Annotated in this window: 16 protein-coding genes; 8 read left to right on the top strand and 8 right to left on the bottom strand. The window is 44.0% G+C overall.

All coding sequences use genetic code 11. From position 1 onward, the window contains the following. Nucleotides 1–414: 414 nt before the first annotated feature. Nucleotides 415–1,245, top strand: coding sequence for a DUF481 domain-containing protein (locus AHMF7616_RS02965; RefSeq protein WP_115371528.1), 831 nt, complete (start codon nt 415–417; stop codon nt 1,243–1,245). A gap of 148 nt (nt 1,246–1,393) precedes the next feature. Here the strand turns inward: AHMF7616_RS02965 and AHMF7616_RS02960 are convergent, their stop codons facing one another. The 5 genes from AHMF7616_RS02960 to AHMF7616_RS02940 all read right to left on the bottom strand — a co-directional run bounded on the left by AHMF7616_RS02960 (nt 1,394) and on the right by AHMF7616_RS02940 (nt 8,338). Then, nucleotides 1,394–1,993 carry a TetR/AcrR family transcriptional regulator gene (locus AHMF7616_RS02960; RefSeq protein ID WP_115371527.1) on the bottom strand — a complete coding sequence of 200 codons (600 nt, stop codon included), beginning with the start codon at nt 1,991–1,993 and terminating at the stop codon, nt 1,394–1,396. Nucleotides 1,994–2,201: 208 nt separating this feature from the next. Continuing rightward, the gene (locus tag AHMF7616_RS02955; RefSeq protein ID WP_115371526.1) at nt 2,202–5,375 is read right to left on the bottom strand and encodes an efflux RND transporter permease subunit; all 3,174 of its coding nucleotides are present in this window, start codon (nt 5,373–5,375) and stop codon (nt 2,202–2,204) included. Nucleotides 5,376–5,414: 39 nt separating this feature from the next. Continuing rightward, nucleotides 5,415–6,467, bottom strand: coding sequence for an efflux RND transporter periplasmic adaptor subunit (locus AHMF7616_RS02950; RefSeq protein WP_115371525.1), 1,053 nt, complete (start codon nt 6,465–6,467; stop codon nt 5,415–5,417). A 15-nt stretch (nt 6,468–6,482) separates the two neighbouring features. Continuing rightward, a complete protein-coding gene (locus tag AHMF7616_RS02945) occupies nt 6,483–7,835 on the bottom strand; it encodes a TolC family protein (protein WP_233507301.1) in 1,353 nt (450 codons plus the stop codon). A gap of 68 nt (nt 7,836–7,903) precedes the next feature. Then, a complete protein-coding gene (locus AHMF7616_RS02940; protein ID WP_233507299.1) occupies nt 7,904–8,338 on the bottom strand; it encodes a GbsR/MarR family transcriptional regulator in 435 nt (144 codons plus the stop codon). 378 nt (nt 8,339–8,716) lie between these two features. Between AHMF7616_RS02940 and AHMF7616_RS02935 the strand changes: the two genes are divergently transcribed. After that, the gene (locus tag AHMF7616_RS02935) at nt 8,717–9,085 is read left to right on the top strand and encodes an Hpt domain-containing protein (protein ID WP_115371523.1); all 369 of its coding nucleotides are present in this window, start codon (nt 8,717–8,719) and stop codon (nt 9,083–9,085) included. Between the two features lie 139 nt (nt 9,086–9,224). Continuing rightward, on the top strand, nt 9,225–9,704 hold the full coding sequence (locus tag AHMF7616_RS02930) for a nucleoside deaminase (protein WP_262511713.1): 480 nt from the start codon (nt 9,225–9,227) through the stop codon (nt 9,702–9,704). 173 nt (nt 9,705–9,877) lie between these two features. Here the strand turns inward: AHMF7616_RS02930 and AHMF7616_RS26290 are convergent, their stop codons facing one another. Both AHMF7616_RS26290 and ffh read right to left on the bottom strand, forming a co-directional pair. After that, the gene (locus tag AHMF7616_RS26290) at nt 9,878–10,054 is read right to left on the bottom strand and encodes a hypothetical protein (protein WP_158546082.1); all 177 of its coding nucleotides are present in this window, start codon (nt 10,052–10,054) and stop codon (nt 9,878–9,880) included. A 429-nt stretch (nt 10,055–10,483) separates the two neighbouring features. Continuing rightward, a complete protein-coding gene (ffh, locus tag AHMF7616_RS02925; protein WP_115371522.1) occupies nt 10,484–11,812 on the bottom strand; it encodes a signal recognition particle protein in 1,329 nt (442 codons plus the stop codon). Nucleotides 11,813–11,965: 153 nt separating this feature from the next. On the opposite strand from ffh, the gene AHMF7616_RS02920 reads away from it, so the two are divergent. After that, nucleotides 11,966–13,288: a glycosyltransferase family 4 protein gene (locus AHMF7616_RS02920; RefSeq protein ID WP_233507297.1), complete on the top strand. Its 1,323-nt coding sequence runs from the start codon at nt 11,966–11,968 to the stop codon at nt 13,286–13,288. Between the two features lie 155 nt (nt 13,289–13,443). Here the strand turns inward: AHMF7616_RS02920 and AHMF7616_RS02915 are convergent, their stop codons facing one another. After that, a complete protein-coding gene (locus tag AHMF7616_RS02915) occupies nt 13,444–14,544 on the bottom strand; it encodes a glycosyltransferase family 61 protein (protein WP_115371521.1) in 1,101 nt (366 codons plus the stop codon). A gap of 170 nt (nt 14,545–14,714) precedes the next feature. On the opposite strand from AHMF7616_RS02915, the gene pseB reads away from it, so the two are divergent. The 4 genes from pseB (at nt 14,715) to pseG (ending at nt 19,540) form a co-directional block, all read left to right on the top strand. Then, nucleotides 14,715–15,734, top strand: a complete 1,020-nt coding sequence (gene pseB / locus AHMF7616_RS02910) for a UDP-N-acetylglucosamine 4,6-dehydratase (inverting) (protein WP_115371520.1) — start codon at nt 14,715–14,717, stop codon at nt 15,732–15,734. A gap of 185 nt (nt 15,735–15,919) precedes the next feature. Then, a complete protein-coding gene (pseC, locus tag AHMF7616_RS02905; protein WP_115371519.1) occupies nt 15,920–17,095 on the top strand; it encodes a UDP-4-amino-4,6-dideoxy-N-acetyl-beta-L-altrosamine transaminase in 1,176 nt (391 codons plus the stop codon). Between the two features lie 17 nt (nt 17,096–17,112). Continuing rightward, nucleotides 17,113–17,826: a cytidylyltransferase domain-containing protein gene (locus AHMF7616_RS02900; RefSeq protein ID WP_233507294.1), complete on the top strand. Its 714-nt coding sequence runs from the start codon at nt 17,113–17,115 to the stop codon at nt 17,824–17,826. Between the two features lie 253 nt (nt 17,827–18,079). Next, on the top strand, nt 18,080–19,540 hold the full coding sequence (gene pseG / locus AHMF7616_RS02895) for a UDP-2,4-diacetamido-2,4,6-trideoxy-beta-L-altropyranose hydrolase (RefSeq protein WP_115371518.1): 1,461 nt from the start codon (nt 18,080–18,082) through the stop codon (nt 19,538–19,540). Nucleotides 19,541–19,559: the final 19 nt, after the last annotated feature.

Raw genomic sequence — 19,559 nt, 5'->3', positions numbered from 1 at the left:
AAAACAACTTCCTCGTATTTAGATAAAAGCAGCATACTTTAACTTTTAACCATGAGCAAACAAAGCTAGTAACACGTATGATTAAAAAGAATTCACTCTAAATCTTAATTTTTTGCTTCCTGCTCTTTATTTACCTGAACAAAGATATTGTTTCAAAGCTAAACTCCTGATCAAAAACAACTTCGGGCTAAACTTAAAAACGCTCTTTAATCCCTTCCCTGAATAGGTTTACAAATTCATGTAAATTTAAAAATACAACAAGTTACTTTTTTACCATTTACTGGAATGGTGCATTTTGGCTATCGAGGCGTATTACAAGGTTTATTTAACATAATAACTACAATTATGAATTACTACTCCTGGTAGTTTATAATTGATTTAGACAAAACCAAGCTTTTACTTTAAATTTGGCGCATGATTACTACTGCTACTCGCTTTAATTGCCAACTACTGGCTTTTCTTTTCATGTGGCTTACCGGGCCATTATACGCGCAGCAGCCTATTGTTTCGCCGGTTATTCCGGTACAACCCGATACGCTTTTAGGTACTGCTGCTAACCACTTACCTACCGCCAAGGCTGCCCTAGTAGATAGCTTGAGTTACCGGTTTATCGGCGATGGCAATTTTACCCGCGGCAACGTGAACCGTAGTTTATTGGTTCTACGAGCCGAAATCACTTTGCAAGGTCCCGCGGTTAACATTTCTACTAACCCCCGCTTTACCTACGGCAAACAAAACCGCCTTTTGGCCGAACGCGACACTTACGTGGATTTAATTGTGGATGTATTTAAAAAAAAGAAAGTGTATGTATTTGGTTTGGGCACCATTGAACGCAGCAATTTGCGCCGGATAAATTGGCGCCGCTTAGCGGGGGCCGGAGTTGGATTCCGGTTGGTGCAAAAAGAACGACATAATGTGAGTTTAACCAACGCCGTTATTTACGAATCAACGGATTTTCAAGAACGGCCTACGCTAACCACCGTCCGGAACTCCACCCGTTTAAAAGGCCGCCATTCTTTTTTAGATGATAGAATGCGCCTTACGCACATTACTTTTGTACAACCCGCTTTGAACAATTTTTCGAACCTGCGCTGGAACACGCTTATATCCCTGGAAATACCGCTTAACCGCTGGATTAGTATGCGAGGCAGTTTTGAGAATTCTTACGAAAGCGTGGTGGAGGCTACCCGGAAAAATAACGACTCCCGGATTACGTTTGGGATTGCCATCGGGAATAAACCGTAATGCTAGGTTTCTTTTAAATTAACGCGGACACCAAAATTTAAAAATTTTAAATTTTCTGTCGCTACTAATCAAAAAAAGAGTAAACCCTTTCTGAAATGGATTTACTCTCCCCGGAAGGTAACTACTATTAAATTAAATTTACAGATTGTTACACGCAACAGGTGCGCGCCAAAATTTCGTGGAGGTATTTTTGGCCAGCCGGCGTTACAATACTTTGAATAAAATGCCGGAGGTTAAATTTATAAACCTGCAACCGGTTAAATTGCTCCGGCGGAAATAAGTCGGAAGTATAAATAGTTTCTAACTGGCCAATGTACAGCCGGGCCAGAATATCCGGATCTAAATCTTGCTGGTAAAGTCCGGCTTGAATACCCTTTTGAAGGTTGGCCCTAAACTGTTGAATAATGTTGTTTTCCTTAAAACCAGCCCAGATTTGGTGCGCCGAAGGATGATACTTTTTTAAATCGTTAAAGAACGACGAATGAAATTTAATGAGATTCTGGATTTGGTGATTAAACGTAACACAAAATTCCTCGACGGCATTTTCCTCGCTTCGGGTATTAACTTCGCAAGGGGCGCACAGTGAAAATTCCAATAATTCCTGCACCAGCTGATCTTTATTTTCGAACCAGCGGTAAATGGTTTTCTTGGATATTCCTAAATCCTGGGCAATATCGTCCATGGAGGTGCTTTTAATTCCTTGTTTTATAAATAGCTCCAAGGCCCGTGTTAATATTCTTTCTTTCAATTTTCTTCCCTTTTCTTAACTCGTAGTTAGTAGGTAGTTATCTGTTGTTCGTTGTTCGATTTATAAATCATCTGCTTTACAACGCTTTGCTATAAACTATAGTCTAAATTAATTTTACCTTGTTACTTACTTTTAATTACTTAAAAATTGCGCCTACCTGCTACACTTACAATAAGCTTAACGGGTAGGCGCATTTATTTTTTAAATTTTAATAAGCGTGGCTTAATCTTTTTTCTTCCATCAGAGCGGTTTCCTGCTCCAGTTCTTCGGTAGTTTTCTCTTCCAGTTCAATTTGGGTAGTCTTATCTAATCCAAACTTCGCCAGAATACGGTCGAAGATGTAGTAAATGATCGGCACCACAATTAAGGTTAAGAACATGGAACTACTTAAACCCCCGATCAAAGCCCAGGCTAAACCGTTTTTAGAAGCCGCTACGGCACCACCGGCTAACGCAATCGGCAACATACCAATTACCATCGCCAGGGTAGTCATTAAAATCGGCCGGAAACGAATACGAACAGCTTCTAACAAGGCTTCCTTCACGGCTACTCCTTCCGATTTCAGCTTGTTCGTAAAGTCCACCACCATAATCGCGTTCTTCGCTACCAGACCAATCATCATTATAATACCCAAAATCGAGAAAATACTCAAGGTTTCGGAGGATAAAGCCAAGGCTAACAAGGCGCCGATAATCGCCAGCGGAATCGAGAACAATACCACAAACGGATACACGTAGCTATCGTATAAGCCCACCATAATCAGGTACATAAAGATAATGGAGGCCAGTAAAGCTACTCCTAAGGTACCAAAACCTTCGGATTGATTTTTTAAGTTACCCTCGTAGGCAATGCTCACGCCCTGCGGCATTTTAATGGCACCGAGCCGTTGCTGAATTTCCGCACCAACCGAACCGGAAGGCCGGCCTACTACCTGCGAGTTCACGTTAACCGAAGTTACCCGGTCGGTGCGCTCCAGTTTAGACGGACCGGAAGATTGCTTAATATTCGCAAATTGTCCTAAACGAATGGTTTGCCCGGTATTATTCACGAAGGCTAAATTGGCAATATCGGTTACGTTGCGGCGGTCAAACTCATCTAACCGGATGTTAATGTCGTAGTTGTTGGTTCCTTCGCGGTATTCGGCATCGGTATTGCCACTAAAGGCCACCTGCATACCGGCCCCCACGCTTTCCAGGGTTAAGCCCAGACTAGCCATTTTATCCCGGTCCACCACTACCTCAATTTCGGGGTTACCGCCTTCTACGGAAGTTTCCACATCCGAAGTGCCGGGCACCTGCACCACCTGATTCATGACACGCTGCGAGAAAGCAAGTAAAGTATCCAGGTTCGGACCCGACAACACAATCTGAATCGGCGCTTGCGAGCTACCCACTAAGCCCACCGGTACCGGCGTAACTTTCACCCCCGGAATCTGGCTTTCAATATCGGCTTTCACGATGCGGCTAAACTTCTCGGTGCTGTAATCCCGTTTTTCTACCGGCACCAAAGCCACGAACACTTCGGATTCATAAGGCGAACTCTGCCCTTGCTGCGACGAAGACGTAGCCCCTACCGTCGTAAATACCCGGGTAATTTCGGGATACTTCTGCAGGTATTTCTCCACCTGGGCCGTGGCCTGGTTCGTTTGTTCGACAGTGGCGTTCTTGGGTAATTCCAGTTGGAAGTTAACTTCGCCCCGATCCCCGGCCCCGATAAACTCGCTACCGATAAAACCACCCGGAATCAGCATTACCGAACCGATAAAAGCGCCGACGGTTAAAAGCAGCACAATTATTTTATGGTTAAAAGCCCATTTTAAAGCCCCCGTAAAGCCGTCGATAATATTATCGAGCAAACGCTCAAACGCCAGAATAAACCGGCCGAACAAGTTTTTATTCGAAACGTGCTCTAATTTTGAAAAACGGCTGGCCAGCAGCGGAATCAAGGTAAAAGCCACAAACAAACTGATCATGGTTGCTACCGCCACTACCACGGCAAACTGCCGCAAGATATCCGATACCAGCCCAGAAGAAAGCGCCAGCGGCACAAACACCACCACAATAACCAGCGTAATAGAAGTTACCGTCGCGCTGATCTCGCGGATACCATCGTAAGCCGCCTGGGCGGGCTTTTTACCCATTTCCATGTGGCGGTAAATGTTTTCAATGACCACAATCGCATCATCCACCAGAATCCCCACTACCAACGAAATCGCCATTAACGACATCAGGTTGAGCGAGAAACCAAACAAGTATATCGCGATAAAAGTAGCCACTAAAGATGCCGGTATGGAAACCATTACAATAATGGCGTTGCGCAAAGAATGTAAGAACAACAACATGACAGCCGCCACCAGAATAACCGCCAAAAATAAGTCGTGCATAACAGAATCAGCCGCTTCCAGGGTAAACAAGGAGCTATCGTTAGCAATATTAAATTTCAGGCCTACGTTGGCGTAGGTTTTTTCGAGTTGCGCCAAGGTAGCGCGGGTTTGCTCACTTACTTCTACCGCGTTCGCATCGGATTGCTTCTGGATCGTAATACCCACCGAAGGTTTTGAATTAATACGGTTGAGTACGTCCACATCTTTCTGCGAGTCTTGTACTTCGGCTAAATCGCTTAAGCGCACAATGCCGCGGTTATCTTGCCGCACCACTAAGTTTTGCAGTTGGTTTAAAGACGAAAACTTACCCGCCAGACGAATCTGGGTCTGGCCATTGGCGTCTTTTATTTCACCCGTCGGGAAGTCTAAATTAGAATTCCGGATGGTTTGCATCACTTGCAGCGTGGAAATACCGTAAGCCTCCAGCTTGTTGGCATCCATGTTAATCTTAATCTCACGTTCCTGACCACCTAATACTTTAATCTGGGCTACTCCCTGGGCCCGCGATAACTGCGGCTTAATTTGATTATCAATTAAATCGAAAAACTCGGTAGCGGGCATATTGGCCGTGGCTCCCATTTTAATAATGGGTAAGTCATCAAAGTCGAATTTTCCTAGCGCGGGAGCGTCCGCATCTTCGGGTAAACGGCCCAGAATAGCGTTTACTTTCCGCTGGGCGTCCTGCAAACTTAAGTCTACGTTGGTGCCTTGCTTTAAATTAACCACTATAATCGAAAAGCTTTCCTGCGACGTACTTTTAATATTGTCTACGTTCTCCAGCGAAGAAATCGCATCTTCAATTTCCTTGGTTACCGAGTTTTCTACTTCCGAAGGCGAAGCACCCGGATACAAGGTGGTAATGGTAAGCACCGGCGGGCTGAACTTCGGCAACAACTCGTAGTTCAACGATTTGTAAGCCCCCACCCCCAGTAAGGTGAGAACGGTAAACACTACTACCACAATAGTAGACCGTTGTATGGATAATTTCGTAATATTCATCTTGTTTTATTTCTTGTTTCTTTGGGATCGTTGCCCGTTTTACAGAATACTCACCTTTAAACCATCGCGCAAGTTGATCTGCCCGCTTTGCACAACTTTCTCCCCGGTTTTTAAGCCGTTAGCAATTTCTACCTGGTCTTGGGTAATGGTGCCGGTTTTTACTTTTCGTAAATGCGCCACATTATTTTCGACCACATACACCGATGGGTCCTGAATGCTACCCACAATGGCCTCCCGCGGAATCAATAGCGCGTCCCGGGTATCGGCAATCGCGAAAGCAGCGGTACCGTACATGCCCGCCCTTAAAAGATTCTGTGATTGATTTTTCACTTCAATTTCCACGTCGTATTTTAAAGAAGCATCGGCTTGCGCCGCAATGGCGGTAACGGTACCCGGAAAGGTATCGTTGGCGTTTACATCGGCCCGCACCTGCACTTTATCGCCTTTACGCAGCAGTAAAACCTGGGCTTCGTCTACTTTCACGTTTAATTTTAAACGATCCACGTTTACGATGTCGTACAGTTTAGTAGCCATTCCTAAATAAGAACCTACTTCCACGTACATTTCGTTAATTTCACCATCAATCGGGGCGGTAATACGGGTTTTGCTTACGCGTTGCCGGGCATTTACTAATTGTGCCTGAAATTGGGTTACCGCTATCCGGGCATCTTCTAACTGCCGTTTGGTAATGGCTTCGCCGGCAGCCAGGTTTTCGTAACGACCTAAATCGGCTTTGGCTTTTTCGTAATTCGCCTGAATAGTAGCTAAATCAGCGTTGGCGGTATTGGCTTCTACCTGAATTAACAACTCGCCCCGGCGAACCCGGTCGCCTTTGCGTTTTAAGATGCGCTGCACCTGGCCGGTAGTTTCCGATAAAAGGCTCAGCGTTTGCACCGGCTGAAAATTACCTTGGGCCGTAAACGATTTATCAATCTTACCAACTTTGGGCTCAGCTACCTGCACCGAAATAGCCTCGCTTTTAATTTCGGCTACCGCGGCCTCCGTAGCCATTTCTTTTTTATTTTGAATTAACTTAAACGCCACGGCACCAATAAGTACCAGCGCCACTACGATATAAATCAGCTTTTTCATTTTAAATTTTAAGTTCTATTTTATTAATGTTTTTAATTCGCCTTTAGCTTGTAAATAAGTTAACTGAGCCAGTTGGTACTTTAATCGTTCGTTGTTTAAGTTGGTCTGCGCTTCGCGTAAGCTTAACTCGGTATCCAGTACTTCGGTGAGCGGTGCTAAACCTTCTTTGTATAATTCGTTGGTATTGCGGTACACTTCCTGCGCCAGGTTTACGTTGCGCTCCTGGGCCTGAATAGACGACAAGCTGGTTTCCATTTGGGTTTGGGCATTTAACAAACTCATCTCGGTATTCCGGGTTAACTGGTTGATGTCCTGGTCTACTTTATCTACTTCTATCTGGGCCTGGCGAATTTGATTTTTCCGCTGGAAGCCGTCGAAAATCGGCACGTTTAACTGCACCCCAATGGAAACGGCTTTAAACCATGGTTGATTGCTATCGAAAAAGTTAAACTCGTTGCGCTGCGCATTGTAGCTATAATTGGCAATGGCCGATAAGGAAGGTGCATAGCCTGAATTGATATTCTTCACGTTTAACTTGTAAAGCGATTTTTGGGTGTTCAGCAATTTAAAATCGATCTTTTCAGATAAAATGGTTTTTGGATCGGCATTAACGGCCACAGATGCTTCTAGTGCCGGCACAGATTCGGCTATTTCTAAATCCTGATCCATGGGCATACCCATAAAAAATTTTAAGGCGTTTTTTTGCTGATCATAAGCAGCGGTTAAAGTTTGCCGGCTATTCTCCAGATTGGTTTTACTCACGGTAACCCGGTTTAGCTGCACTTTGGTTGCCACATCGTTTTGGTACTGGAGTTTTAAGATTTTCTCCAGTTGCGCCAGGCGTTTGGTATTGGCATCAATCGTACTAAACTGTTCTTTGGTTTGCAGTAACTGCAAATAAGCCGAACTCACGTTGTAGATCACCTCCTCTTCGCTCATTTGCGTACGCAAAGCGTATAAATCCTTAGTTGTTTGCGCCGCTTCCAGGCCTACAAAAAACGATTTGCGAAACAATAGCTGCTGTAACTGCAAGCCACCACTCGTATTATACTTGGTACCAAACTGCACGGGAATTAAGGTACCCGGCTGACCGGCCAATTCGCCGGGTAATAATTGGGTAGCCAAAGCCGGATAAGTAGTTACTGTTCCGGTTCCGCTAATTTGAGGTAAGCCGGAGCCAATGGTTTCTTTAATTTTGTATTCTGCACTTTTTTCATCCAAAAGCGCAATTTTAATGGTTTCGTTGTTGGCTAAGGCGTATTTTAAAGCATCCGTCAAGGAAAGTTGGTTAGCCTTGATTTGATTTTGCGCCATTACCGGTGGTAAAACCATTAAAAACAAACCGGCCAGGTAAATGAATTTTTTCACGTTAATCTACTTAGTTATTTAATTATTAGTTAGTTCTGAAAAAAAAGAACTTTTTGTACAAAAAATTTTCACTTTTTCTTACTCTCCCATTTTTGCAACAATCCGGGCAATTCCTGATTTACATAATCCAGAAAATCAATTAGCTCTTCTAAATTGCTATTAAATTCTGGTGTTTGCGGGGTACGCACCTCTAGTACCTGCCGTAAAATTTGATTAAAGTTTGTCATCGATTCGATTCGCTTGGCAAAACTCCCGCGCCAGTTAGAAACTTTTAAACGAAAGTAACGTTTCCGATCGCCCAAATACGTTATGTATTCAATATGATCTCCTTGCAAAAGCAAGTTTAAAGCGTTACTCGTAGCACTTTTAGCAATCTGCAGACATTCGGTAATTTCATCGAATGTAAGTTCCGGCTTATCAGCTACGTACAGCAAACCCATAATGCGGGCAGACGTTGGTTGCATGCCGGCTTTCTCGTGCGAAATGCCAACCCTTTCTACCATCACCTTCTGTTTTTCACTTAATACCATTCTTATACTGTTAAATCTATCTACTTAACGATGCAAAAGTACTATTAAGTTCAGTTAGTTCAAAAATTTATGAACTAAAAAAATCATATATTTTATTCCAAATACGTGCCTCTTTTTATAAATTTTATAAAGCTTGATTTATGGAAAAGTTACAATATCTTTTAAACTGCTGTTTACCCGTAAACCAAAAAATCAGCTAACTGGTTAAAGAATCAGCTTAAAAGATCAATTTTTTAAATTTCGGATAACCTTCGGGGCTATTTAAGGTAAAAAAGAATTAAAGGCAAAATCCAGAAAATGCGTAAAATCGTTTTATTAAGGTCGGCTTACCCGGCATCTACATAAAACCGAATGAAAGAAATAACGGTAAATCTGAATTATTTGCGGGAATTAGCGGGGGGAGATCACCAGTTTATGGCCGAAATGATTTCGTTATTTTTAAAGCAAGCTCCCGCTAATTTGAGCAGCCTGATCTTATATTTACAAAAGCAGGATTGGGAAAATTTAAAAAAATTAACCCACAAAATGACTTCTGGTGTGGCCCTAATGGGTATAAACGATTTGCAGATTTTTTTAGCAGAACTGCAAACCTATCCCAGGAAACCCATACAACCAGACTTGCTTGCGCAAAAGGTAACAGAGTTGAAAGACATTTACCATAAAGCCACCGAAGAGTTAGAAAAAGAGCTTTTCGGATTAACACATAAGGGGTTATCTTAAAAAAGACGAATTCGGCCCGGGTAGGTGCTTTTACCGCTTTTACTTTCATATTCTTAATTTATTTTATCTGGTGGTTGTTCTTTGATTTTTAACCATTAATTATCCAGTTATAAAGTCGTAAACTGCTCCAATATAGTCCGTGGAAGAAGATAAAAAACAAGAATTTATGCGGGAAGCTATCCGGCTTTCCCTTGAAAAAATGCAGGCGGGCTACGGTGGTCCTTTTGGGGCGGTAGTCGTGCGAAACAACAAAATTATTGCTCGCGGTTTTAACAACGTATTAGCGTCTAACGACCCTACGGCCCACGCCGAAGTAGACGCTATCCGAAAAGCTTGCGCTACTTTACAAACCTTTCAGCTAACGGATTGCGATTTGTACACCAGCTGCGAACCCTGCCCCATGTGTTTGGGCGCCATTTATTGGACTCGTTTCCGGAAGGTTTATTACGGCAATTCGAAACAGGATGCCGCGGCCATTGGCTTTGACGATCATTTTATTTACCAGGAGCTAGAAAAACCGCAAACCGATCGGCAAATTCCTACTGAACAATTGCTGCCCGAAGAAGCAAACGTAGCTTTTCAGGAATGGGGCAAAAATCCGAATAAGTTAGTGTACTAGTATTTGTTAGTTGTTCGACTAGTTATCATAATCTTACTAAAAGGAATGGTGATGCACTACTAGCGTAGATGTTTGGAGCCTTTTCAAGTCTCCATGTATTGATGCTACCTAGTGTGAGAAGTAGCCAGCTTGCCTCGTGGCCGGCGGGGCCCGTTTGGCTCTTCCGGGCTGGTCTAAGCTTGTTTCTCTCCTTCGTCGAGATGCCTCGTGCCTCGGCACCACAACCAAAGGTTCGCAGAACCCAGAAGGCCCTCCTGAGCCAAACTGATGTCAGTTGCGCTTAGCTTCGGCTTTTCGGGCGCACTCAGCATAAAATACAAAGTAGAAAATTCGTATTTATTAGTTGCCATTAATTACAAGAATCAACAAAATACCTTAATCAATTCAATATTAATTATTACACTAAAAAGGGTAATACCGGTAGCTAAGTGTAAACGACATCAGTTTGGCTGTGGAGCACCTGCTAGGGTTCCGGTACCGCATAGCGGTATTCCGTAGCGGAGCGAGGAAAGGAAGACTAGCGAGTGCGGAAGAGTCAAACGGGGCCTGCCGGCCACGAGGCAAAACTTGCAGCTAGCCAGCTCGATAGCACCCGTGAATGGAGGCTTGAAAAGGCTCCAAACATCTACGGTGGCAGTGCTTCACCATTCCTCTCAACAAGGTTATAGTGTCTAGTTCATGCAAGATGAAACAAAAAAAGAGGGCTTCCGTGAATGGAAGCCCTCTTTTTTTTAGCTAAATTTTTAAAATAATATCTAAAATCCAGACCTTAAATTCATTTATTTAAACATTTTCATTTTCGATAAAGCACCGCCTTTACCGGTCATCTTATTCATGTTCTTCATCATTTTGCGCATGTCGTTGAACTGCTTCATCAAATTATTTACCTGCTGAATGTTCGTGCCGCTGCCTTTGGCAATGCGGTTGCGCCGGCTGCCGCTGATCATATCGGGGTTGGCCCGTTCTTCTTTGGTCATGGATTTAATAATGGCTTCGATGGGTTTAAAAGCGTTTTCATCAATTTCCACGTCTTTCATGGCCTTACCCACTCCCGGAATCATGCTCACCAAGTCTTTGATATCGCCCATTTTTTTAATTTGTTCCAGTTGCGATAAGAAGTCGTCGAAGTTAAACTGGTTTTTCCGGATTTTTTGGTTAATGCGACGCGCTTCATCTTCGTCGAAGGTTTGCTGCGCCCGCTCTACCAAGGATATTACGTCGCCCATCCCTAAAATTCGCTGCGCCATCCGGTCCGGGTAGAACAAGTCCAGGGCTTCCATTTTTTCGCCGGTACTGATAAACTTAATGGGTTTTTCCACTACCGCCCGGATGGATAAGGCCGCGCCCCCGCGGCTGTCGCCGTCGAGCTTGGTTAAAACTACCCCATCGAAATTAATGCGGTCGTTAAACGTTTTAGCCGTATTTACCGCGTCCTGACCCGTCATGGAGTCTACCACGAACAAGGTTTCGGTGGGCTTCAGCACTTCTTTCAGTTGGGCGATTTCGCGCATCATGGCTTCATCCACGGCCAAACGACCAGCCGTATCCACAATTACTACTTTTTTGTTATTGGCTTTAGCGTAAGCAATGGCGTTTTGGGCAATTTGCAAGGGGCTTTTATTATCGGGTTCGGTATAAGCTTCTACGCCTACCTGGCCGGCCAAAACCTTTAACTGATCTACTGCCGCGGGGCGGTACACGTCGCAGGCAGCTACCAGTACGTTGCGGTTTTGCTTTTTTAAATAATTGGCCAGTTTACCTGTAAAAGTGGTTTTACCGGAACCCTGTAAACCCGCAATTAAGATAATGGCCGGGTCGCCTTTAATCTGAATATCCTGCTTTTCGCCGCCCATTAATTCGGTAAGCTCTTCGTGCACGATCTTTACCATTAACTGGCCCGGCGAAACGGCAATCAGCACGTCGCGGCCCATGGCTTCATCCTTAATCTTGTCGGTTACCGTTTTCGCAACTTTATAATTTACGTCGGCATCCACCAAAGCCCGCCGGACTTCTTTAATCGTTTGCGCTACGTTAATTTCGGTGATACTGCCCTGGCCTTTCAGCGTTTTAAAAGCCCGGTCTAACTTGGTACTTAAATTATCAAACATGTTATATCTCCTTTAGTAAACAAAAATACGCAGAAAAATCAAAAATACCTGATATTTTTACGCGCGCAGCGTATATTCGATCTACTAAATTTCCTGGTTTTTAGTTATAATCAAACTAGGTCGGTTAGGCTTAACTTTCAGATGTAACGATCCTTGGCAAACCAAAAAGCTTCCCGCACGGGCAATGTTTTATTTTTTTCTTATTATTGGCCTCCTTCGGGCGGAGCCGGGGTGCAGCGTTGTTTAAAATTTGTAAAGCATTTACCGGAATTTCAGGTTAACCCCACGGTTATTACCGTAGATGAGAAAAAAGGCGCTTACCCGGTGCTGGATCATTCCCTGGCGGCCGATATTCCGGCTTCGGTGCGGGTCATCCGCACCAACACCAGCGAGCCATTTGAGTTTTATAAAAAACTGACCGGCAAAAAGGAAATTCCGTACGGCGGTTTTGCCAATCAGAATAACCAAAGCCTGGTGCAAAAAGCGTTTAATTTTATCCGGGGCAACTTATTTATTCCGGATGCCCGCGTGGGTTGGAACAAATACGCGGTACAGGCGGCCAAAGAATTACTGCAAAAGGAGTTATTTTCCGCGATTGTTACTACCAGCCCGCCCCATTCTACCCAGCTTATTGGCTTACATTTAAAAAAACAGTTTCCGGAGGTAAAGTGGATTGCCGATTTACGCGATCCCTGGACGGATATTTATTACTACAAAGAATTAAACCACACGGCTCTAGCCAAGCAAATTGATGCCCGCTACGAAAAAGCCGTTGTTGAAGGTGCCGATGCGATTTTGGTAACCAGCGCCGACACCAAACGTCTTTTAGTAGCTAAATCGGCTCGCATTGATTCGACCAAGATTCACGTTTTACCGAATGGCTTCGACGAAGAAGATTTTACCTATCTCTCCGATCCACCGAAAGATACTTTTTGCATTACCTACACCGGTACTATTTCGGAAACTTACAACATTGAGCTATTTTTAAAAGCGCTGGCCGAAGTGGTGGCGCGCTACCCCGAAATCCCGTTCCGGCTGCGGTTTGTGGGCAAAATTTCGGAAACGGTCCGACAGCAGGTAGACAACGCCGGCATTGCGTCGATTACCGAACTGGTAGCGTTTGTGCCGCATCACGAATCGATCAAGTACCTGATGTCCACCACGGTCTTGTTAATGGGGATTCCGGATGTTATTAACAACTTCTGCATTTTACCCGGAAAACTCTTTGAATACCTGGCTTCTAATAAACCCATAATATGCATTGGCCCGCTGCACAGCGACGCCGACCGGATTATTGACGAATGCGGCGCGGGCCGGGTTTTTCATTATGCCGCTTACGCCCAAATGGTTGATTATCTGGATCAAATGGCCCACAACTGGAAAATAAACCCAAACCTGGATTTACCTATCGTGGATTACCATCGCTATTCCCGCCGGGCTTTAACGGGCAAGCTGGCCGAGATAATTACGGGTTAATTTTAAATTTTTTCAAAAGCAGGATATCACATTAAAAATTTAATGCTGAACAAGAAGGTCGAAATTCCCTTCTGAACTTAAATTTTAGATTTTCGGCTCTCTAGAGCAATAAGGGCGGGTATTTACTTTTAAATACAAATACTTGCCGGTAACTTTTAAGTAGATAATAGCATCTTGTATTTTTTTAAAATTTCCTCAACATTTACGGTAAAATCCAGGTTCGCATCTGCCTTACTGCCCATTTCATAAAAATAGTCAAAAGATAAAGCTTTAGCGGCTAAAAAATAATGCGGTTTCATGATATCGGCGGGGTGTAGTTCCAGAACCCGGCAGTGTTTACTGAACAAAATATTCGTTAGGCCAGCCCCATGCGGTGCCACGATTATTGCGGCATTATAAAATAGCTGCACCTGCTGGGCGTAAGTCAAGTCTTCGGCGTGTACGATTATAAAGCCCAGTTTAACTAATTCTTCGGTTAACATATTTTCATTTAAGATTCTTCGTTTCCGGGCCTTACTCCGGCTAATGTAAAGCCGGGTTTTGGCATTTTGCGGTTGCACTTGGTAACCTTGCCAGATTTTCTCGCGCAGAAAATGAGCTATTCTGGCCGGCAAAAATCCGCTGCTATGATTGGTAACAAACCCCGGAAAGATAAAATGTTCTATTTCCCATTTCGCCGTTTTTGGTTGGTAAACCACGGTAATATGCGGGTAATCTGTAATAACAAACTGGAGCGTTTCTAATTGAAAGGCAGGTAAATTTTGGTTAACGATCAGCTTGACTGGTTCTTTTACCTGTTGCAATAAAATATATACCCGGGGCAAGCAATCGTAAAACCAATGAAAATTACTGGTTTCGGCCCAGGGCAAATGAAAAACAGACGTGTACAAGCCGGGTTTATGGCGGTTCCACATTACCGCTGGGCTCCGGTAAGCCGGTGAAATCCCTAGCCGCCCGGCGTCAAAGGTTGACTCCGCGATAACTTTATTTTGTTTTACCAAAGCGCCCGAATTGCCGAGCAACGTAACCTTAGCTAAACGCACAGTATATAACGCCTTTTGCCAGTACCCATCGGTATAATCCGTATGGTAATCAAAGGTAGCGGCACTTTTTTTTAAAAAATCAATCTCTTCTGGGGTAAAGCTTACCCGGTACCTGTCCTGCAAAACTGTTTTAGTCTCCCGGGTTAAAGTAGTGGGATAATAGTAATAGTTTATGCATGAGAATAATTTATAAATAATTGTTTTGAAACTCATACCTGAAAATTAAAACAGAATAGCTGCGATCTGAACTACAAATTAAGCCTGAAACTTATTACAAAACACTTTTCCCGAAACAACTCATAGAAAGCGCGTATCTTTACGTTTCTTTTCAGGGTTGCATAATCCGGAAAAAAGAAATTTTTAGAAGTATAATAATTTTTTAAATGGCATTAGATTTAAATAATAAAGCTATTCTGGTAACTGGCGCCACGGGTTCTTTTGGGAAAAAATTTGTGGAAACGGTATTAAAAAAATGGCCCCAGGTAAAACGCCTGGTTGTTTATTCGCGCGATGAGCTAAAACAGTTTGAAATGAGCCAGATTTTCGCGCCGGAAAAGTATAAAGCCATGCGTTACTTTATCGGCGATATCCGGGATGGCGAACGGTTAAAACGCGCTTGCGAAGGAATTGACATTATTGTGCACGCTGCCGCTTTAAAACAAGTACCGGCTGCCGAGTATAACCCGATGGAATGCATTAAAACCAATATCTTCGGGGCCGAAAACGTAATTAATGCGGCCCTGGATTGTGGGGTGCAGAAAGTAGTGGCTTTAAGCACCGATAAAGCCGCTGCCCCCATTAATTTATACGGCGCTACCAAGCTTTGCTCCGACAAATTGTTTGTGGCGGCTAATAACATGAAAGGCTCCCGCAACCTGGTTTTTTCGGTGGTGCGCTACGGCAACGTCATTGGTTCGCGGGGTTCGGTGGTACCTTTTTTCCTGGACAAACGCCGCGAAGGCGTATTGCCCATTACGCATCCGCACATGACCCGTTTCAATATTTCGTTGGAAGATGGCGTAGAGATGGTGCTGCACGCCATGGAACATGCCTGGGGCGGCGAAATATTTGTTCCCAAAATACCTTCGTATAAAATTACCGATGTAGCTACCGCCATTGCCCCGGCGGCGGCGCAACATATTGTGGGTATCCGGCCCGGCGAAAAGCTGCACGAAGAAATGATTACCGAATCGGACTCCTATAATACCGTGGAACTAGATAAGTATTACGTTATTTTGCCCTCCACGCCTACCTGGTCGTTAGAGCAATTTATGGACAAGTTTAAAGGCAAATTAGTAGAACCCGGGTTTCGTTACAATTCCGAATCCAACACCGAATGGTTAACGCCGGAGCAAATCCGGGAACAAATAAAGCAACACGTAGATCCTGCGTTTGCGGTTTAATAATCGGTCGGGGCTGTTTTTTTAAAAATTGATAGATGCCGCCAACATTCGGTTCGTCTTTCAGTTTACTACCAACATCTTCCTGACTGCGTGTTTAACCTGTATTTAGGGAGCAACCTGGTATTTCGGGGTGAGATACCGATCCGGCACTAGTTTTTTTAAATTTTAACTAATCAACCAAACCTATGGGGCCTATTCCTTACGGAAAACAAAACATCACAGCAGAAGATATCCAGGCAGTTGTCGAAACCTTACAATCTGATTTTTTAACGCAAGGACCCAAGGTTGAAGAATTTGAGACCAAGTTTGCGCAATACATTGGGTGTGATTATGCGCTGGCAGTAACCAACGGAACGGCCGCCTTGCACTTATGCGCCATGGTTTTGGGTGTTAACGAACAAAGCAACGTTATCACATCGCCCATTACGTTTGCGGCCTCGGCTAACTGTTTGCGTTACTGTGGCGGTACGGTTTGGTTCGCCGACATTGACCCTACTACTGGTTTACTGGACATTGCCCATGTTCGAATCTTACTGGAAAGTAAACCCAAAGATTTTTTTACTGGCATTATACCGGTTGATTTTGCCGGATTGGCCGTTAACTTGGAAGCATTCCGGCAATTAGCCGATGAATACAATTTATGGTTATTGGAAGATGCCTGCCACGCGCCGGGCGGTTCTTTTACAGATAGCAGCGGCACCCAGCAAAATTGCGGAAACAGCCAGTTTGCGGATTTAGCCATATTTTCGTTTCACCCGGTAAAGCACATTGCTACCGGCGAGGGCGGTATGATTACTACTAATAACCGGGATTTCTACGAAAAACTTTTGCGGTTGCGCACCCACGGCATTACTAAAAACCCTGAGTTGCTGCAACACAATCCGGGTGGTTGGTATTACGAAATGCAGGATTTAGGTTACAACTACCGCATTCCGGATATTTTAACGGCTTTGGGAATTTCGCAACTAAACCGGGCCGACGCCAATTTAAAAATACGCCGCCAAATAGCCGCCCGTTACAACGAAGCTTTCCAGTCGGTAAAGAGCATTTCCATCTTAAACCCAACCGCTTATTATCCAGAGTTAAAGGAAAGCGGGCACGCGTACCACCTGTACATTATTCAGGTGCCGGACCGCAAAGGATTATACGATTACCTCCGGCAACACCAAATATTCGCGCAGGTACACTACATTCCGGTGCACACCATGCCCTATTATCAGCAACTGGGCTGGAAATACGGGGACTTCCCCCGGGCCGAAAAGTTTTACGAACATTGTTTAAGCTTACCCATGTTTCCTACCTTAACCAACCAGGAGCAGCAGTACGTGATTGATAAAGTTCTGGAATTTGTAAATTTTTAAAATTCTTCGTAGGTACCTTGAAAAAAGTTGGCATTATTTCGCAAGCCCGCATGACGAGTACGCGCCTGCCGGGCAAAGTTTTGTTACTGGTTAAAAATGTATCCTTATTAAAATACCACACCGACCGGCTGCGCCAAAGTGGTTACCCGGTTTTTTTGGCCACCACCGTAAACCCCACCGATGACGTAATTGCCGAATTTGCCATTACTGAAAATCTGGGTTGGTACCGCGGTGATGAAAACCATGTTTTATCGCGCTTTTACGAAACAGCCAAAAACCACGGTTTAGAAGTAATTGTACGGGTAACTTCGGATTGCCCCTTGGTGGATGGCGAGTTAATCAAACAAGGCGTGGAAGAATATTTAAAAATAAACAGTGAAAGTGTTTATTTATCGAATACCGTGATCCGATCTTACCCCCGCGGTTTGGATTTTGAGATTTTCTCTTTCCGTTTATTAGCAGAAGCCGCCAAAAAAGCGCAGGGTAGTTTTCAACAAGAACACGTAACTCCTTACATTAAAGAACAGGCTACGTTGGAACATATCGTGTATCCGGAAGATGCCAGTAATTTCCGGATAACCGTGGATACGCCGGAAGATTTTGAATTAATCCAAATTTTAATCGAAAACTTTGCGGCAGACCAACTGGGAAGTAAAGACCTTATCCGCCTTTTGCGAAATCATCCGGAACTCACGCAAATAAACGCGCATATCGAACAAAAAAAGATTTAAGTAACAGGGCAAAATTAAATAAATGGACAGGTTCGACTAAGTAGTTGATTTTTAAGATACTAATAATCGAACAACGAACAACTAATAACGACCAACTACTTAAGAACCTACCCGGGTAAAAATAAATAATAAAAACAGGACAAAAGTTTTTTACCCTTTAACGGCAGAAATTCCGGAAGCTATCGTTCTTTTACAAAAAACATTTTGCCGCCTGCCGCATTTTTGCCGGCACCGCCAATCCTCAATTATTAAGATGCAAATACTCTTCCGGGCCGATGGCAACAGTACAATAGGTTTAGGGCACCTGGTGCGCACCTTGGCATTAGCCGAAATGCTGCACCCTTTTTACACGTGCTCCTGGGCTATTCAAGAACCATCCGAAGCCATTAGTCAGCAAATTAAACAAAGTGGGTGCACCCTAATTAAATTGCCCGCCACCACCGATTACGTAGCGGAAGCAAAATACCTCACCGAAACGTATGCCCACCAGTTTTCGGCCGTAATCCTGGATGGTTATCTGTTTACCACTGACTACCAGCAAATACTGCGGCCTTTTTTTAAAATTATTTGCATCGACGACCTACATACCGGGCATTTTGTGGCAAATACCGTTATTAATCCGGCCGGTGGCATTTCTCCTGATAATTATTCAAAAGAAGCTTACACTAAAATTTACGCTGGCCCGGAGTACGCACTGCTTCGGCCACCGTTTTTAGAAGCCGCCACCGCTATTCGAACTTTACCCGCAATTTCCCGCGTTTTTATGAACATGGGCGGAGCCGATCCGGAAAATTTTACCGCTCAGGTATTGGAAAATCTCGCGCAACTCCCCGGAGAAATTAAAATAGAAGTAGTAGTGGGCAGCGCATACCGCCACCGGAGTAGTTTAGCAAAATGGGCGGACCGCAATACGAATGTAACCATTCACCAACAGCTAAGCGCCGCGCAAATGTGCCAGCTCATGCAAGCTTGCTCCCTGGCTATCTTGCCGCCCAGTACGGTGGCTTATGAGTGGTGCAGTGTAGGTGGCCCTTTATACTTCATTCAAACGGCCGAAAATCAGGAAAATTTAAAAAATTTCCTTTTGCAAGAACAGTTGGCCCTTCCGTTCGATGAGCTAAATAATCTCTTACCCGAAACAAGATTAAGCGCTACTTACTTTGCCGAGCAACTACATAAACAGCGGCAGTTTTTTGATGGGCAAAGTCCGGCCCGGCTCTGCCAGGTAGTGGACCAGTTATTTTACCGGGATCTCTTACATTTACGGCGCACCAATTCCGGCGATTTGCAGCTTTTATTTCACTGGATAAACGACCCCGTGGTACGGCGGTTCTCGTTAAACCCGGAAACTGTGCCTTTAACTACCCACACCACCTGGTTTCGATACAAGCTTACCGATAAAAATTGTTTTATCTTTATTGCCGAAATCCGCCAAGTACCCGTGGGCATGATCCGGTTTGATATACACCAACGCGAAACCATTATTAGTTACCTGGTAGACGAAAATTACCGCGGAAAAGGATTGGGCACGTTGTTGTTGCAGGAAGGAATTTTAAAATTTAAAATAGAAGCGCATCAAGTATCCAGCATTAGCGGGTTAGTGCAAAAAGAAAACATTGCCTCTATTAAAGCTTTTACCAAAGCCGGCTTTACGATCAATCCGGAAGGAGACAAAGATTACCCGAATGTTTTAAAATTTACTTTGCTAAACTAATCTTTAGCGATTTTAAAAA

Source organism: Adhaeribacter pallidiroseus, from assembly GCF_003340495.1.
Lineage (GTDB): Bacteria > Bacteroidota > Bacteroidia > Cytophagales > Hymenobacteraceae > Adhaeribacter > Adhaeribacter pallidiroseus.
The sequence above is the reverse complement of the archived record's forward strand: the minus strand, read 5'-3'. Positions and strand labels throughout refer to the sequence as shown.

Bases quoted from the DNA above. Each gene is read 5' to 3' on its own strand.
- AHMF7616_RS02965 (WP_115371528.1), top strand. From the start codon at position 415: ATGATTACTACTGCTACTCGCTTTAATTGCCAACTACTGGCTTTTCTT.
- AHMF7616_RS02955 (WP_115371526.1), bottom strand. From the start codon at position 5,375: ATGAATATTACGAAATTATCCATACAACGGTCTACTATTGTGGTAGTA.
- AHMF7616_RS02950 (WP_115371525.1), bottom strand. From the start codon at position 6,467: ATGAAAAAGCTGATTTATATCGTAGTGGCGCTGGTACTTATTGGTGCC.
- AHMF7616_RS02940 (WP_233507299.1), bottom strand. From the start codon at position 8,338: ATGGTAGAAAGGGTTGGCATTTCGCACGAGAAAGCCGGCATGCAACCA.
- AHMF7616_RS02935 (WP_115371523.1), top strand. From the start codon at position 8,717: ATGAAAGAAATAACGGTAAATCTGAATTATTTGCGGGAATTAGCGGGG.
- AHMF7616_RS26290 (WP_158546082.1), bottom strand. From the start codon at position 10,054: ATGGCAACTAATAAATACGAATTTTCTACTTTGTATTTTATGCTGAGT.
- ffh (WP_115371522.1), bottom strand. From the start codon at position 11,812: ATGTTTGATAATTTAAGTACCAAGTTAGACCGGGCTTTTAAAACGCTG.
- AHMF7616_RS02915 (WP_115371521.1), bottom strand. From the start codon at position 14,544: ATGAGTTTCAAAACAATTATTTATAAATTATTCTCATGCATAAACTAT.
- pseB (WP_115371520.1), top strand. From the start codon at position 14,715: ATGGCATTAGATTTAAATAATAAAGCTATTCTGGTAACTGGCGCCACG.
- pseC (WP_115371519.1), top strand. From the start codon at position 15,920: ATGGGGCCTATTCCTTACGGAAAACAAAACATCACAGCAGAAGATATC.
- pseG (WP_115371518.1), top strand. From the start codon at position 18,080: ATGCAAATACTCTTCCGGGCCGATGGCAACAGTACAATAGGTTTAGGG.